Genomic DNA, 16,378 nt, shown 5'->3' on the forward strand with positions numbered 1-16,378 from the left:
GCGCATGGAGTAATCGGCGGGATTGATCTCCAACCGATTTTCTACCCGACTGGCCCCTTCGCGAGCAGGCTCGCTCCCACAGGGATCGCATTTCAAACAGGCATCCAGGCTGCCAAAGTGGAATGCATTCCAAATGTGGGAGCGAGCCTGCTCGCGAAAGCGGAGCTTCTGCCAACCCATCACTTCAGCCGATCACAAAACGCCGTACTCCCGCGCCGTCCGATCCACCGCAATCCGCGTTTTGTCGATCAGCTCATCCAGCTCCGGGCGCGTAGCAATCAACGCCGGCGCCATGATCATCCGCCCCAATGTCGACCGAATGATCAACCCCTCCTCAAAGCCGATCGTACGGCAACGCCAGGCAATGTCGTTTTCATTGACAAGGCGCTTGCGGCTGGCCTTGTCTTCAGCGAACTGCAACGCAGCCACCAAACCCACGCCCTGAATCTCACCCACCAACGGGTGATTGCCGAACACTTCGCGCAAGCAATTCTGCAGATACGGCCCGGTGTCGGTTTTCACCTGAGTCACCACGCCTTCATCGCGCAAGGCCTTGAGGTTGGCAATCGCCACAGCGGCCGCAACCGGGTGCCCGGAATAGGTCAGGCCATGTGCAAACACGCCACCTTTTTCTACCAACGCCTCGGCCATGCGCCGCGACAGAATCAAACCGCCCATGGGGATGTAACCCGAGGTCAGGCCCTTGGCGATCGACAGGGTGTCCGGTTCAAAACCGAACGCCTGATGGGCGAACCATTCGCCGGTACGGCCGAAACCGCCAATCACTTCGTCAGCACACAGCAGCACATCGTATTTACGACAGATGCGCTGGATTTCCGGCCAGTAAGTCGCCGGCGGAATGATCATCCCACCCGCGCCCTGGAACGGTTCGGCGACGAACGCGGCAACCTTGTCGGCGCCCAACTCGAGAATCTTCTCTTCCAGTTGCCGCGCGGCTTGCAGGCCAAATTCTTCCGGGCTGAGATTACCTTCGTGGGCGAACCAGTACGGCTCATCGATGTGCGCGACATCAGGAATGGTGCCGCCCATTTCGTGCATGAATTTCATCCCGCCCAATGCTGTCGCGGCGAGGGTCGAGCCGTGGTAGCCGTTCCAGCGGCCGATCATGATTTTCTTCTCGGGCTTGCCCATCACCTGCCAGAACTTGCGCACGGTGCGGATCAGCACCTCGTTGGCTTCGGAGCCGGAGTTGGTGTAGATCGCGTGGCTGTAGTGCTTGGGCAGCAGGCTGAAGAGCAATTCGGACAGTTCAATCACCGCGGGGTGAGTGGTGTGGAAGAACATGTTGTAGTAGGGCAGTTGTTCCAGCTGCGCGGTCGCGGCGGCGGCCAGATCCTTGCGCCCGTAGCCGAGGTTGGTGCACCAGAGGCCGGACATGCCGTCCAGGTAACGCTTGCCGTCGTTGTCCCACAACGCCAGCCGATCGCCGCTGACCATCACCCGCGGGCCTTCCTCGTTGAGGGCCTTCTGATCGACGAACGCATGGATGTGGTGAGCGGCGTCAGAGGCTTGGTAATCGCGGGTACTGCGGGTCGAATCGAATTCGGCGGACATGGCGGATCTCCAGAGCAAAGGGCAAGTGAGTGCGTTCGTTGCAGCGCTGCATGGATAAAGTTTTGTCACCTAAAAATATTTTTGTAAAGAAAATATTTGTCGGTGAAAAAAGATCTCAGTACGCTGAGGGCCATTGGCAAGGATCATCAGGGGCAACATGAGCGGACTCAGAGAGCGGCAGAAGGAACAGCGCAGGGAAGTGATCGCTGCGGCGGCGCTGGAGCTGTTCAAAACCAATGGTTTCGCTGCGACAACGCTGGACCAGATCGCCGTGCAGGCCGGCGTTTCCGCACCGACCGTGGTGAATTATTTCGGCGGCAAGCAGGAGATTCTCCTGGCGCTGCTCAAGCAACCGGACGAGCAGGCCATGCGCGAGGCGCGGGCCAATCTGGATGACGACAGCGATCCACTGGAAGCCTTGTGCGAGTTCGAAGGCCTGATGACCCATTACCAGTTGCAAGCGATGCCGGCATCGCTGTGGCGTGAACTGGCGCCGTTTCTGTTCACCGGTGAACTGGCTCGGGCGCTGGATCCGTGGAACACCGCGGTGATCGAGGAAACCAAGGCCTTGCTGGAACATTTTCAGCGCGTCGGCAAGATCCGCGAATCAATCGATATCGATGTCGCGGCGACGTTGTTCAACCAGTATGCGAATGTGGCGTTCATTCGCCTGGCCACCGAAGCGACGCCGGACAGGGAAGCGCATGCGCTGCACATGCGCAGTGTGTTGAGTCTGCTGTGTCACGGCATGTTGGTGAGTTGAGAAAGGGGCAGAGGTGCTATCAATAAGCCATTGCCGTAGAATGACCGCTGATTTTTTTCTGCTTCAATTTGGATGAGTCAATGCAAGGCAATCAGCAAGACAAGGATGTACTTCGCGGTTGGTGTGCTTTTGTCGAGGCGACCGGGCTCGCTAAAAGCCGGATTCAGGATGTGGAGCATGAGCAGGAGATCAGACTCCAAGGCAAAGACATCGAGGAAGATGCCAGCGGGTTCTTCATCTCGCTGTCCAGTGTGCAATCGGAGGCCTTGAGGGTTCGGTTTGCAAAAAGGGACGAAGAGGGACGGTTGCAGACTGAACCGCTGCAGATCGGCTTTCCGCTGTTGCGAGTAATCGAAGGTTCCAAATCATTCTTCGTGCCGCTGTTTCGCTACTCAGTCCCGGACCATTGCCTGTCGACACCGGCGTTGCATCTGTGCGTACCGGTGAAGAAAGGCGCTGAAGTCGTTCCCAATATTGCAGCGTTCCGCCAGTACCTCGACATCGACATCGAGGAACTGGGAGCCGAGCGCCACATGATGAGCCTCGCCGCCGCCTGTTCCGGTAAACAGGGCGAGGACTTTGTCAGTGTGTTTCGAACCTTTCTGGCTTGGGTCAATCATCGACTTGCCGGTTTGAAACCTGATCGCGCCGATCTTTCCGACATTTTTCTGGAAAAGCACATTACTGCGCTGGTCTGTCCTGAGGTGAATACCGACTTCAACTCCAGGGAGCAACTCAAGGACTACAAGATCCTGCTTGAGCGGCCGGACGTCCGAACACCCTCGCTGCTCCAGCAATATATTCTGCAGCGCACGCTCACCACTGCTGCGACGCTTGAATTCACGCGTTTCCCCTACGGCCTGTTCGAACGCAAATATCCGTTGGGGCGAGGCCAGATGGCCACGCTGACACAGGTCTCCAGCGGTGCGCCGCTGGTGGCGGTGCAAGGCGCACCGGGCACTGGCAAAACCACCCTGTTCAAATCGCTGATCGCCAGCCAGCTTGTCGAGCGGGCGCTGGCCTGTATCGGTGGCGCAGACTGCAACCTGGGATTGGTGGTGACCTCCACTGCCAAGAAAGCCGTCGAGAATGTCATCGATGATTTTCGCGATGACCCGTCTCTCAAAGACCTCAAATGGTTGTATTTCCTCGGCGGTGACAAAAATCAAATCACTGACGAAGTCGAGCGCGTCAATGCACTGCTGGTGCAATTGAATGAGCAGACGTACGACAAAACCCGGCAGGGTTCGCTTGCCAACCGGATAACAGCAATCCGACAGCTGATCGACGGGGTTTTCGCTCGCTTCCTCGTTCTGACTCGAACCCTTGATCAGGCGACAGCGGCATTGGCCGCCCCTTCACCCGAAGTGTTCCAGGCGCGCCTGGAAACACTCAAGCGTGAAGTGGCCGAGAAGGGCATCGCGCTGAAAATGCCCGCCGCGCGCGAGCAACCTGCGGAGTTAAGCGTCCTCTCGGCGCAGTGCAAACATGCCCTCGTCGAGGTCGCGGCACACAAAAACCGGCATGCTCAGGCGATGGAATGCTTGTCTCGACACTACAGCAGGCTGATTGATGCTCCGTTCGCCGAAACTGCCTATGAGGAATGGCTCGCCAGTACGCTCAGCGAGACGCTTGAACATCACTACGCCGACTATCCGACAGGATTGTTTGCGCCCTTGCTGGCCTGGATACAACGAAGCAAATACACGCGTGCGCGCAGTCATCTGCAAAAGTCATTTTCGGATGAGTTCTCTCGCTACCAGTTAGCGAGCCTGAGCGATGTCCAGTTCGCCGAGTTGGCGCGCAATCGCAGGGCGCTGTATCAACTCAGTACGACGCAAGAAACCCTGGATATTTTGCGGTTGGGGCTGCCCGATACCGCGCACGAAGAGCAAATCAAAGCGCTGGTCATGGCCATCGAGCAACTTGTTCAGCGAACCCGCGATTGGGCCAGCTACAACAAGGCTCATCATGATTTGCACAGTGAGTTCCCTGAAGGGGATTGGGTGGAAGTGCTGCGCAAACGCTTTATTGCGCAACAGCGGGAAATATTCGAATCCGCCGTCGACTACCTATGGCAAGAACTGCTTCGGCAAAAAGCCGCTCTCGCCCAGGTATTGCCCTTGTGGTGCAACCTGTTGAACGGGCAACTCGACAGCGGTTTCTACAAATGGAAGGACAAACTCGACGAGTTCTATCGACTGGTCAGTCTTGCCTATCCGGTCATGGCCTCGACATTGGCCTCGGTGCAGAAACTGGCCGGATACAAACTGGGCGATCTGAACGGTTTTGCTCCGTATGCGCTCAGTCTGGTAGATGAGGCCGGGATGATTTCGGCGGAATCGCTGGTGCCGCTATTGGCCCGCAGCCAACGGGCGATCGTGGTCGGTGACCCGATGCAAATCGAGCCGATTCGCGGATTGGGTAAAGCCACGGCGGACAAACTCAAGGCGCACTATTTTGCCGATAACACCCTGTACGAGGCGGTCTCACCGATGCTGGTCACCGCTTATCATCGCGCCGCTGGCACATTGAGTGGCGCTGTAACCGATATGGGCAACGGTATCGTTCTGGATGAACACAGACGGTGTCAGCCCGCCATTGCCGAGCTGTTCATGCAGATCGCCGGCTATCGGGGTGTACAGGTTTGCACCAGCGCCCCTGAAGCGCGTATTGGCGCCGCTTGTGACAGCATGGGCGGCTTCAACCTCATGTTTTATGGTGTACAGGGCCGCAGAGGCGCGATGCCCAACACCAATCAGGATGAAGTCGAGGCCATCGGGCTGTTATTGGACAAACTGGAAGCGGCCGGCTACGACCTGACCAAAGATGTCGGGATCATCACGCCGTATTCCAACCAGAAAAACCTGCTGATCAAAGCCTACGGTCAGCGAATGAAACAAAGTCAGGCGCTCAAGATCGGATCTGTCCATCAGTTCCAGGGCGTAGGTTTTGAAGTCATCATTTACTCGCCGGTTATTTTTCAGCGCACTGACCGGAACAACTTTCAAAACGGCAAACCCAATCTGCTGAATGTCGCCGTATCGAGGGCAAAACAGCAATTTATCGTGGTCGGTAACCAGCAGCGTCTGCTGGCTGCCGGGAAGTCGCTGAAGAAAATGGCAGAAGTGTGCTCGGCCTCCTTCTTTGTCAGCATGGAACACCAGAGCCCAACCTATGCGAGCGTTAATGCCAACGGCGTGAAGCATTATTTCGACTGTGATCACATCAGCGCATTCGACACATTGCTATCGGCGTCTCAGCGCTCCTTCACGGTGGTAGTGCCCTGGATTCGCCAGGGCATCAACCGCAATCACCCGCCGCTCAAACTGCTGCGCACCGCCCAGGAGCGCGGGATCAAGGTCACTGTTTATTACGGCTATGACGGGCTGGGACAGAAAAATGCCGATGATGGCGACGCCGGTCTGATCATTGCGTATCAGCGTGAACTGGGCGCCGAATCTGTCGTGCGTTTACCGGAGGGAACCCACGAGAAAATCCTCCTGGTGGATGATCAGGTGGCAACGGTGGGGAGCTGGAACTGGCTGTCGCACAGCTACTATCAATACTGCGCGACGACCACCCACCGATCATTGGCGTTGCGTCGTGAAACCAGCGTCGAGTTGCGTGATCCAGCGCTGATAAGTGCTTTGAAACAAAGACTGGGTCAGGCCTGAAATACAGGCTTGCCCCAGCATTGCCGTCGTTGTCCGGCAGGAGCTCCAGTGGTGACTGTTGCGCCTGCCAAGACCGCAGCCGAACCTTGCGTGTGGGCGCAGGCATGACCGCTGTTCAGGCGGACAACGTCACTCTTTGATCCGCGGATGCTGCTGCACCAGCAACTTGCGCTTCTCCTCCAGTTCGGCAATTTCAGCATCGATGTCTTCGATCTTCTGCTCGATGTTGTCGTGATGCTCTTGCAGCAATTCCTTCGCCTCTTCCAGGTCAGACGCCGCCGGCGCGGCGCCACGCAATGGCTTGTTGGCGGTTTCCTTCATGGTCACACCGGTGACCAGACCGACCACGGCAATCACCATCAGGTAATACGCCGGCATGTACAGATTGTTGGTGCTCTCGACCAGCCAGGCGACCACGGTCGGGGTCAGGCCGGCAATCAATACCGAAACGTTGAAAGCTGCCGCCAGCGCGCTGTAGCGAATGTGCGTGGGGAACATCGCCGGCAGGGTCGAGGCCATGACGCCGATAAAGAAGTTCAGCAGCACGGCCAGCATCAGCAGGCCGGCGAAGATCAAACCGATCTTGCCGCTGTTGATCAGCATGAACGCCGGAATCGCCAGAATGAACAAACCGATGCTGCCGACGACGATGAAGGGTTTGCGGCCAATCTTGTCGCTGATAAAACCAATCGCCGGCTGCACGAAGAGCATGCCGACCATGATCGCGATGATGATCAGCACGCCACGGTTTTCGCTGTAGTGCAGGTTGTGCGACAGGTAGCTCGGCATGTAGGTGAGCAGCATGTAGTAGGTAACGTTCGTCACCGCCACCACGCCGATGCAGGTCATCAGGCTGCGCCAGTGTTTGGTCGCGACCTCTTTGAACGAGACTTTCGGGCCGCCGGCGAGGCCTTCGCGATCGCCTTGCTCAAGCTTTTCGACGTGCTGCTGGAACGCCGGGGTTTCTTCCAGCGCGTGACGCAAGTAGAGGCCGATCATGCCCAGTGGCAAGGCGAGGAAGAACGGCAGGCGCCAGCCCCATTCCTCAAACTTCGCCTCGCCCAGCGTCGTCGAGATCAGCACCACCACGCCGGCACCGAGGACGAAACCGGCAATCGAGCCGAAGTCGAGCCAACTGCCGAGGAACCCGCGCTTGCGGTCCGGCGCATATTCAGCGACGAAGATTGACGCACCAGTGTATTCGCCACCGACAGAGAAACCCTGGGCCATTTTCGCCAGCAACAGCAGGATCGGCGCCCAGATGCCGATCGAGGCATAGGACGGAATCAGGCCGATGGCGAAGGTGCTCAGCGACATGATCACGATGGTCGCGGCGAGGACTTTCTGTCGTCCGTACTTGTCACCCAATGCGCCGAAGAACAAGCCGCCCAGCGGCCGGATCAGGAAGGGCACCGAGAACGTCGCCAGCGCGGCGATCATCTGCGTGCCGGGGTCGGCGCCGGGGAAGAACACTTTGCCGAGTACATAGGCGACGAAGCCGTACACACCAAAGTCGAACCATTCCATGGCATTGCCCAGTGCGGCGGCGGTGATCGCCTTGCGCATCTTGGCGTCGTCGACAATGGTGATGTCGTTCAGGCCGATCGGCTTGACGGTTTTCTTGCGTGATTTCATCCGGGTCTTCTCTTTGCTGATCCATCGTACCGCGTAGATGCCATCTTTTTGATGGCGCGTACTCTTTGGCTCAGATACATGAGGACACGAAATAATTCACTGCCTGGCGCTTTTTTTCCTTGCGCACCTGTGTAGGAGCTGCCGAAGGCTGCGATTGATCGTTCCCACGCTCTGCGTGGTAATGCAGCCGGAGGACGCTCCGCGTCCCAACAAGATCGCAGCCTTCGACAGCTCCTACAGGGGATATGTGTTTACCGGCGGATGGCCGTATACGATTGCCGCAGGTCGCTGGCCCAGCCATCCAGCACGACTTTGACGTCATCGGCGGTCAGCACCTGCCTGTCGTTCTCCAGCGGCACCCCGGTGCCTTTGCGCACCACTTCGGCAATCACTTCGCCGGTCGAACCGTCCTCGAACGACACTTCGGTGGCAACCTCGCTGTCCTGATCACGGATGCCGGTCGCCGTACTGACACCGGCAGCGACGAGGGTGACCGGCAGCCATTCATAAAAGCGCAAACCCTGAGTACTGGTCGCCACTTGAGTGATAGCGGGGCGCACTATCAGGGTGTTCGGCCCGGGTTGATTGACCAGATGCATCACTTTGCTCAATTCCAGCCGCAGCGCCGCATCGTAGTAGTCAGTAACGCCGGACAGGGTGCTCAGCGGAATCCGTTGTGTCGGCTCGGCACTCGGGTAGAACTGACTCGGCGCCAGATAAACCTGCGTGTATCGACCACGGGCGAGGGCCGGGCTGACCCACGCCAACACGGGCTGCCCGGACGGCGACCGGCGCTCGGCCAACACGCTGTAGTCACGCAGAAACCCGGCGTGTTCCGGCGTTTTGCTGCTGCACGCCGCCAGGCTCAACGTGGTGACAATGGACAGCGACAGTGAACGAATACGCGACATCAAACGGCTTCCTTGTTTTGCGCCAGGTTGTCCGAGCATTCGATGTGCAATCGACCATGGGCCATGATCCAGTTCATGAGGTCAGCGGTGTTGACGCTGTGCACGTATTCCACCCAGTGCGCGTTGGTCGGGCTGAAATGCTCGAAGTAACGGCGCAGCACTACTGTGCTTTGATCAGGGGAAACCCCCATGCACGATTCCTGAAACACCACCGGTGTGTCCGGGCCGAGCGCTGCGGTGCGCTGGCTTAGAATCAACGGCCGATTACCGTTGTGCTGCGTGATGCCCGGTTTGCTGTTCAATACCTTCATGCCAATCCCCCCGTTGGAAATAGCCGCAGAATGCCCGCGAGGTTTTGCCAGAGAATGTCCGCTTGATGTCTGCTGCGTAGAAATGTTGCTCGATTGAAATAAATGACCCGGGCGGCAAAATGGCTTTAGATTGGCTTTTTTTGGTGCATGGATCCTGTGACTGTGAGCAGACTGCTGTTCGTCGACGACGACGTGGAAATCCTCGCGCTGCTGAAGAAGTTCTTCGTGCAGCACGCCTATGAAGTCGACGTGGCGCCGCACGGCGAGGCCATGTGGGCGGCGATCGCGCAGAACCGTCCGGACACGATCATTCTTGATCTGATGATGCCCGGCGAAAGCGGCCTGAGCCTGTGCCAGAAAGTGCGCGCGCAGCTGGGCATTCCGATCATCATGCTCACCGCCATGGCCGAGTTGAGTGATCGCATTGTCGGCCTGGAGTTGGGCGCGGACGATTACCTGACCAAACCGTTCGCCCCGCAGGAATTGCTCGCCCGGGTGCGCGCCTTGCAGCGTCGCGCCAGCGAACAGCGTCAAGCAGTTGAGCCTTCACGCCCGGTGATTGGCTTCGCCGGTTGGCATCTGGACATCACCTGCCGCGAATTGCGCTCGCCGGAAAACGTGATGATTCCGCTGTCCGGCGGCGAGTTCGATTTGCTGGTGGTGTTCCTCGATCACCCGCAGCGCATCCTCACCCGCGAGCAACTGATCGACCTGACCCACGGCCACGGCCATGACGCTTTCGACCGCAGCATCGATGTGCAAGTCAGTCGCCTGCGGCGCAAGATCGAACCGGACAGCAAGCGCCCGGACCTGATTCGTACGGTGCGCAACGGCGGCTATTTGTTCACCGCCAAGGTCACACGCTCATGATCCGTCGACTGTGGCGTGGCGACACGCTGCGCCGGCACATCGCCCTGACCATCGTGGCAGCGATGGTCGCGTCGCTGGCGTTGAATGCACTGTTCGTACAAGTCGCCGGCATCTGGGCGCGACCACCGATTGAACGCACCGGCCTGCTGGAGCAGATTGCCGCGACCTCGCGGGTGATCGAAGCGGCCCCGGCCAACCTGCGCCCGCAACTGGCCGCGGCGGCGAGCAGCGCCATGCTGCAAGTGTCGTGGCAAGCGCAGCGCGCGGATTTCGATCTGCCCAATGACGGGCTTCGCCTGCCAGCGAGCAGGGTGCCGGTGCTCCAGCAACTGCTGGGCATTGATCGAAAAATCGAGGTGTTCAGCCCAGGCGACTGGCCGAACGGCAGTCCCCAGGCGCATTACGCCGCCGTCGTGCAATTGGTCGATGGCAGTTGGTTGTCATTTATCCCGCCGGAGCGCAGTTGGGGTCTGGAGTTTGGCGTGCGTATCGCGATCGTCATTGCCTTGGGACTGATTGCCACGTTGCTGGTCGCCTGGGTCGCCACCCGGCAACTGGCCAACCCGTTGCAGCGTTTCACGCGTGCCGCCAGACGCTTCGGCACCGACCTGCGCGCACCGCCGATCAAGCTCGAAGGCCCTGACGAAATTCGTCAGGCGATCATCGCCTTCAACACCATGCAGGCGCAGATCCAGCACTTCATCGCCGAGCGCACGCACATGCTCGCGTCAATTTCCCACGACCTGCGCGCACCGCTGACACGCATGCGCTTGCGCAGCGAATTCATGGAAGACCTCGATCATCAGGGCAAACTGATTCGCGATGTGGAAGAGATGCAATCGATGATCAACGCCGCGTTGGCGTTCTTCCGCGAAGACACGCACCGCGAGCAGAACACCGCGTTCGATCTGTCGGAACTGCTGCAGACCATCGTCGATGACTACCGCGATCAACACCTTCATGTCGATTTCGATGGCCCGGCGCATCTGGTGTACGAAGGCCGGCCGCTGGGGATCAAGCGGGTGATCGTCAATCTGCTGGAAAATGCGCTGAAGTATGCGCAGCGTCCGGTCATTGCGTTGAGGCGTGACGAGTATTCGATCTGCATCGAGGTCAGCGACGACGGTCCTGGTATTCCCGAGGCGGCGCTTGAGCAGGTTTTCGATCCGTTCTTTCGCCTCGAAGCTTCACGCAATCGCGACACTGGTGGTGTTGGCCTGGGGCTTTCAGCGGCGCGGGCGATTGTGCGAGAGCAGGGCGGAGAACTGACGTTGAGCAACCGTAGTGGCCACGGATTGCTGGCGCGGGTCGAATTGCCGCGTAACGGATAGTTGCTGGCGTGAAATTTATTCTGTAGATTTTCATGAAATTATAAAAAGATAATTTCATGAGGCCGCGAATGTTCCTGCAATCCAGCCAGCACGTCGACAGCTATTACGCCCACAGTTGCGCCGATATTCTGAGCCATCGGCCGGTGCTTGAAGGCGAACATGATGCCGACGTGGTGATCATCGGCGCCGGATTCAGTGGTCTGCACACGGCGTTGCGTCTGGCCTTGGCGGGTAAACGCGTGATCGTGCTGGAGGCCAGTCGCGTGGCGTGGGCCGCGTCGGGCCGCAACGGCGGGCAAGCCATTCTCGGCTGGTCGTGCGATATGCCGCCGCTGGAAGCTGCACTCGGTCATGAACGGGCGAAACGATTGTGGGACGGTATGCGTTGGGCCGCTCGGGAACTGCGTGAATTGCCGGGTCGTCACGGCTTCGATATCGATTATCGCCCCGGGCACCTATGGACATCGGTGATGTCGCGCCGGGTCAGTCTGCTCAGCGAATGGCAACACGAGGCCAGCCACAAGTGGGGCCACGATGTGTTGCAGTTCATTCCGCGTGAACAACTGCCGGATTGGGTGGCCACCGACCGCTATCAGGCCGGGCTTTACGACCCTGAGGGCGCGCACCTCAATCCACTGAAACTGGCGCTGGGCCTGGCGGATGCCATCGAGCGAGCCGGCGGGCGTATCCACGAGCAAAGCAAAGCGTTGAGTTATCAGGAGCAGGGCGACGGTTTCCGGGTCAACACCGAGCGCGGTTCAGTGCGCGCCGATGTGCTGGTGCTGGCGTGCAACGCTTACCTCGATGAACTCGACACGCAACTGTCCAGCTGCATTCTGCCGGTGGGCACTTACCAGGTCGCCACTGCACCGCTGGCGTCAGAGCAGGTCACGGCTCTGTTGCCGCGCAACGTGTGCGTGACCGACAACCAGTTCGTCCTCGATTACTTCAGACGCACGCCGGACAACCGTTTGTTGTTCGGTGGCGGCTGTACCTATCTGGGCGGTATGCCCAAGGACATCGCGGCAGCGACGCGGCCGTTTCTCGAGCGGGTGTTCCCGCAGCTCAAGGGCGTCGGCATCGAGTTTGCCTGGGGCGGGCACATCGATCTGACGATCAAGCGCACGCCGGACGTTGGCGGCGAGGGCAACCGTTATTGGCTGCAAGGCTACTCGGGCCACGGCGTTCTGCCGACATTGGCCGCCGCGCGTGCGGTGTCCGATGCGATTCTTGGCGACGCGGATGAACTAGCGTTGTATCAGGGCTTGAGCAATGGCCGTTTCCCCGGCGGCAAACATTTCGCTGCACCGCTGGAGGCCATCGGCAAGGCCTGGTATCGACTGCGCGACAGCATTTGATGAGACTTTTTCGGAATCGGCGACCATGAACAAGCAAGAAGAAATCGCCGCGCTGGCGATCCTTATCCACGACCTGCGCAAGCACAAGAAGTGGACCCTCAAGGAACTGGCCGACAAGATCGGCCGCTCGGTGGGTTTTCTCTCGCAGGTCGAGCGCGGACTGTCGCGGCCCACCGTGGCGGACCTGACCGCAATCAGCGAAACCTTCGGCGTGCCAACCACCTATTTCTACAGCCTGCCCAAGCCCAAGGAGTTGCCGTGGGTGACGCGCCCGGACGAGCGTCGCACGTTGTATTACGCCAATGGCATCACCGACATTCTGGTGTCGCCGCAGATCCGCGCCTCGTTCTCGATGCTCGAAAGTCATCTCGAAGCAGGCGCGAGCAGCGGCGATCGCCATCTGACCGACAGCTCGGAGCAGGGCGGTTACGTCCTCGAAGGCGAGCTGACCTTATGGCTGGGCGACGACGAAGAACCGACCACGTTGAAAGCCGGCGACAGCTTTCAATTCGACAGCCACACCCGCTGTCGCTACGGCAACCTCACCGAGCAGCTGACCCGCGTGCTCTGGGTCTACACCTGATCACAACAAAGGATGAACGATGGACGCTGTCTGCGCTGACCTGCTCGCCGAAGTGCGTGCCTTTCGCCAACGCTACCCCGAGGTGCGTTATGTCGACCTGATTTGCCTGGACATTCCCGGGCACTTCTATGGCAAGCGTTATCCAATCGACATGCTCGAAAAAGTCGCCGCCGGCAGCGTCCTGAAGCTGCCGCAGAATTGCGTACTGCTGGGCGTGCAGGGTGGTTTGTTTCCGATCGGCGATTACTGCTTCAACGATGGTGACCCGGATGCCGTGCGCCGCTTGGTGCCTGGCACACTGAAACCGGTGACGTGGGAAGCGCAGCCGCTGGGGCAAATGCTGATCACCTCGGACGGCACCGAAAAACCTATCGAGTTCGAGCCCCGTGAAGTCCTCGCGCAGGTGCTCAAGCGTCTGGCGCGCAAAGGCATTCATCCGGTGGTGGCGTTCGAGCTGGAGTTTTATCTGTTCGACAAAAAGCTGCGCGACGGTCTCCCGCAATTCCCCCGCGACGACCTGACCGACGATGCCGATGATCAACCGAACCTGCACATCGAACGCCTTTCACGCTTCGCGCCGGTGCTGGATGAAATGGTCGAAGCCACGCGGGCGCAGGGCATCGACGCCACGGTGATTACCGCCGAGCTCGGCCCCGGTCAGTTTGAAATCAACTTCGGCCATCTCGACGACGGTTTGCGCGCGGCGGATTGGGCCGCGTTGTTCTGTCGCAGCACGCGTGGCGTTGCGCTTAAACACGGCTATCGCGCCAGTTTCATGGCCAAGCCGTACTTGCAGCATCCGGGCAGTGGCATGCATGTGCATGTCAGCCTCTACGATTCGGCGGGCAATAATCTGCTGGCCGCGAATGAGCAGCAGCCGCTACGCCATGCAGTCGCCGGGTGCCTGGAATTGCTGCCGCACAGCATGCCGATCTTCGCGCCGAACCAGAACTCGATGCGCCGCTTGGGCGGTACGGTGAACACCGCGACCAAGGCCAGTTGGGGTTTTGAGGATCGTGATGCGTGTTTGCGGATTCCGGAGTCGGACGTGAAGAATCTTCGGGTTGAATATCGCTTGGCCGGGGCGGATGCCAATCCGTATCTGGTGTTGGCGGCGATTCTGGTGGGGCTGGAGCAGGGGCTGGAATCGGGCAAGGAGCCCATTGCGCCGCTCAATGAAGACCGCAGCAGCGGAATTGATTTCCCCAAGGAGATGTTCGAAGCCGTACGCGCGATGCAGCATCAGCCGCAGTTGCGCGAGGGGCTGGGCGCGGAGTTTGTCGATGTGTATTGCGAGAATAAACGTCAGGATCATTTGGCGTTTATGCAGGAGATTGGGGCTCGGGAGTATCGGTGGTATATGTGAGGCGGTGCTTATCCAGAGCGCGCCTTAAATGGCCGCTTTTGAGCGCATTGCACGCCTGTTCATGTGGAAATCGAAGATCACTTGATAATGCGCGATCGTAAACTGGGCGTATCTCCACAGTCGTTGCGCAGAGTAGCAAGGGAAGTGATGGTCAAATGACAAGTCGGCCCATTGAAAGGAATCACGTTTGACCACCCCATCACCTGCTCACACCCTGAGTGCATTGCCCGACCTTGATTACTATCACAGCAGATCGGTGCTGCTGCCTGTTGAAATCACCACTCTTGATGCCTGGAACTTCATGCGGGCCGAGCCGGGACTGTTCATGCGGCTGGCGTTTCGAACGAGGGATGCGATTTCTTCGTTATTTGGAGTCAAGCGCATCGGCGGTTTCTCTGGCGTCCGTCGAGAGGTACTACTGCCTGGCGAAAAACTGGATTTTTTTCTGGTGGAGCATAGCGCCCCCGACCTGCTCATTCTGAGCGTGAGAGACCGGCACCTGGATGTCATGATTTGTCTTTCGATAACAGATCGTGTGTTCACAATCACATCGTCTGTCGTAACGCATAACGTCTTTGGGCGCCTCTATATGTTGCCGGTTGGGTTGGTCCATAAGCTGCTGGTCAATAGGGACCTCGAGCGTCTGAAACGCGAGACAGGCGCCGCCGAAACGTGATTGTCGACGCCAGCGTCAGGAGGGGCCGCTATCGACCAGTCTCCACCTAGCGATTGCAGCTTTTCTAGCTACGCTTGCCAGCAAGAGATTGGTGCAAGTACGCCGACTCCTTAATTGCCTGGCAAGGGAGCCAACAACCATGGATAGCACTCACGGCGTTTATCCATCAGCGACCGTTCTGGTGGTCGACGATACCCCTGATAACCTGATGCTCATCGCCGAGTTGCTCAAGGACAAATATCGGGTCAAGGCCGCCAACAGCGGCGAAAAAGCCCTGCGCCTTCTTCAGGCCGACCCGCTTCCCGATCTGATCCTGCTGGACATCATGATGCCCGGCCTGTCCGGTTATGACGTTGCCGAACAGCTCAAGCTTGACGCTCGCATTCGCCATATTCCGATCATTTTCCTGACCTCGATGACCGCTACGGAGGACGAGATTCGCGGCTTGAGCCTCGGTGCTGCGGATTACATCACCAAGCCAATCATCCCTCCGGTGCTCATGGCCAGGGTCGAGACCCAGATCAAGCTCAAGGCGGTTGCTGATTTTCTGCGCAATCAGAACGATTTTCTGGAGCAGGAAGTGCAACGGCGTACCCGCGAGGTGATCGCCATCCAGGATGTCACGATCCACGCCATGGCCTCGCTGGCCGAAACCCGTGACAACGAAACCGGCAACCACATTCGCCGCACCCAGCATTACATCAAACGTCTCGCTGAGCTGTTGCGCAATCACCCGCGCTTCCGCGACTTCCTCGACGAGGACACGATCAAGCTGCTCTTCAAATCGGCACCGCTGCACGATATCGGCAAGATTGGCATTCCCGATCGCATCCTGCTCAAACCGGGACGACTCACCGCCGAAGAGTTCGAAATCATGAAGACCCACACCACCTTGGGGCGCGACGCCATCCAGCACGCCGAGGATCAGTTGGGCATAAATGTCGACTTCCTTCATCTGGCCAAGGAAATTGCCTACGGCCATCAAGAAAAATGGGATGGCAGTGGCTATCCGCAAGGCGTGGCCACCGATGACATACCGATCAGCGCCCGATTGATGGCTGTGGCGGATGTCTACGATGCGCTGATCAGTCGCCGCGTGTACAAGCCCGGCATGCCCCACGAGCAAGCGGTGAAAATCATCCGCGAAGGCCGGGGTTCGCATTTTGATCCGGACATCTGTGACGCGTTTCTGGCCAATGCCGAGCAGTTTCGCGAAATTGCCGAGCGCTTCGCCGACAGTGACCAAGACATGGCCAGGCAGGTAGCTCTGCTTGAGCAGATTGCCGACCGTCCCTGAACCTCGCGAATCCGTTTGCACATCC

At 58.8% G+C, this 16,378-nt stretch carries 13 protein-coding genes; 9 read left to right on the forward strand and 4 right to left on the reverse strand.

The annotated features are described in order from the left end of the window. Positions 1 to 192: 192 nt before the first annotated feature. A complete protein-coding gene (locus HU718_RS14930) occupies positions 193 to 1,575 on the reverse strand; it encodes an aspartate aminotransferase family protein (protein ID WP_186615251.1) in 1,383 nt (460 codons plus the stop codon). A gap of 157 nt (positions 1,576 to 1,732) precedes the next feature. Between HU718_RS14930 and HU718_RS14935 the strand changes: the two genes are divergently transcribed. Together HU718_RS14935 and HU718_RS14940 are read left to right on the forward strand one after the other, a co-directional pair. Further along, entirely contained in the window at positions 1,733 to 2,338 is a 606-nt protein-coding gene (locus HU718_RS14935) for a TetR/AcrR family transcriptional regulator (protein ID WP_186615249.1), read from the forward strand. Between the two features lie 80 nt (positions 2,339 to 2,418). Continuing rightward, on the forward strand, positions 2,419 to 6,015 hold the full coding sequence (locus tag HU718_RS14940) for an AAA domain-containing protein (protein ID WP_186615247.1): 3,597 nt from the start codon (positions 2,419 to 2,421) through the stop codon (positions 6,013 to 6,015). 129 nt (positions 6,016 to 6,144) lie between these two features. Here HU718_RS14940 and proP read toward each other — a convergent pair whose 3' ends face one another. The 3 genes from proP to HU718_RS14955 form a co-directional block, all read right to left on the reverse strand. Then, on the reverse strand, positions 6,145 to 7,650 hold the full coding sequence (gene proP / locus HU718_RS14945) for a glycine betaine/L-proline transporter ProP (RefSeq protein WP_095118994.1): 1,506 nt from the start codon (positions 7,648 to 7,650) through the stop codon (positions 6,145 to 6,147). Positions 7,651 to 7,901: 251 nt separating this feature from the next. After that, positions 7,902 to 8,561 carry a DUF3313 domain-containing protein gene (locus HU718_RS14950; RefSeq protein ID WP_186615245.1) on the reverse strand — a complete coding sequence of 220 codons (660 nt, stop codon included), beginning with the start codon at positions 8,559 to 8,561 and terminating at the stop codon, positions 7,902 to 7,904. Next, positions 8,561 to 8,872, reverse strand: a complete 312-nt coding sequence (locus HU718_RS14955) for a hypothetical protein (RefSeq protein ID WP_095118992.1) — start codon at positions 8,870 to 8,872, stop codon at positions 8,561 to 8,563. Before HU718_RS14955 ends, HU718_RS14950 begins: the two co-directional genes overlap by 1 nt. A 147-nt stretch (positions 8,873 to 9,019) precedes the next feature. Here HU718_RS14955 and HU718_RS14960 point away from each other — a divergent pair, with 147 nt between their 5' ends. From HU718_RS14960 to HU718_RS14990, 7 genes are all read left to right on the forward strand, one after another. Beyond that, positions 9,020 to 9,742 carry a response regulator gene (locus HU718_RS14960; RefSeq protein ID WP_186615243.1) on the forward strand — a complete coding sequence of 241 codons (723 nt, stop codon included), beginning with the start codon at positions 9,020 to 9,022 and terminating at the stop codon, positions 9,740 to 9,742. Then, positions 9,739 to 11,073, forward strand: a complete 1,335-nt coding sequence (locus HU718_RS14965; RefSeq protein ID WP_186615241.1) for an ATP-binding protein — start codon at positions 9,739 to 9,741, stop codon at positions 11,071 to 11,073. Before HU718_RS14960 ends, HU718_RS14965 begins: the two co-directional genes overlap by 4 nt. Positions 11,074 to 11,141: 68 nt before the next feature. Beyond that, on the forward strand, positions 11,142 to 12,431 hold the full coding sequence (locus HU718_RS14970; RefSeq protein ID WP_186615239.1) for an NAD(P)/FAD-dependent oxidoreductase: 1,290 nt from the start codon (positions 11,142 to 11,144) through the stop codon (positions 12,429 to 12,431). A 25-nt stretch (positions 12,432 to 12,456) separates the two neighbouring features. Further along, positions 12,457 to 13,014 carry a helix-turn-helix domain-containing protein gene (locus HU718_RS14975; protein ID WP_007913292.1) on the forward strand — a complete coding sequence of 186 codons (558 nt, stop codon included), beginning with the start codon at positions 12,457 to 12,459 and terminating at the stop codon, positions 13,012 to 13,014. 19 nt (positions 13,015 to 13,033) lie between these two features. Continuing rightward, complete coding sequence (locus tag HU718_RS14980) at positions 13,034 to 14,380, forward strand: glutamine synthetase family protein (protein WP_186615237.1); 1,347 nt, start codon at positions 13,034 to 13,036, stop codon at positions 14,378 to 14,380. Between the two features lie 187 nt (positions 14,381 to 14,567). Next, positions 14,568 to 15,056 carry a DUF2867 domain-containing protein gene (locus tag HU718_RS14985; RefSeq protein ID WP_186615235.1) on the forward strand — a complete coding sequence of 163 codons (489 nt, stop codon included), beginning with the start codon at positions 14,568 to 14,570 and terminating at the stop codon, positions 15,054 to 15,056. A 139-nt stretch (positions 15,057 to 15,195) separates the two neighbouring features. Next, positions 15,196 to 16,353 carry a response regulator gene (locus tag HU718_RS14990; protein WP_095118978.1) on the forward strand — a complete coding sequence of 386 codons (1,158 nt, stop codon included), beginning with the start codon at positions 15,196 to 15,198 and terminating at the stop codon, positions 16,351 to 16,353. Positions 16,354 to 16,378 lie beyond the last annotated feature (25 nt).

The sequence above is a fragment of the Pseudomonas tensinigenes genome, from assembly GCF_014268445.2.
In the GTDB taxonomy this organism is placed as follows: Bacteria; Pseudomonadota; Gammaproteobacteria; order Pseudomonadales; family Pseudomonadaceae; genus Aquipseudomonas; species Aquipseudomonas tensinigenes.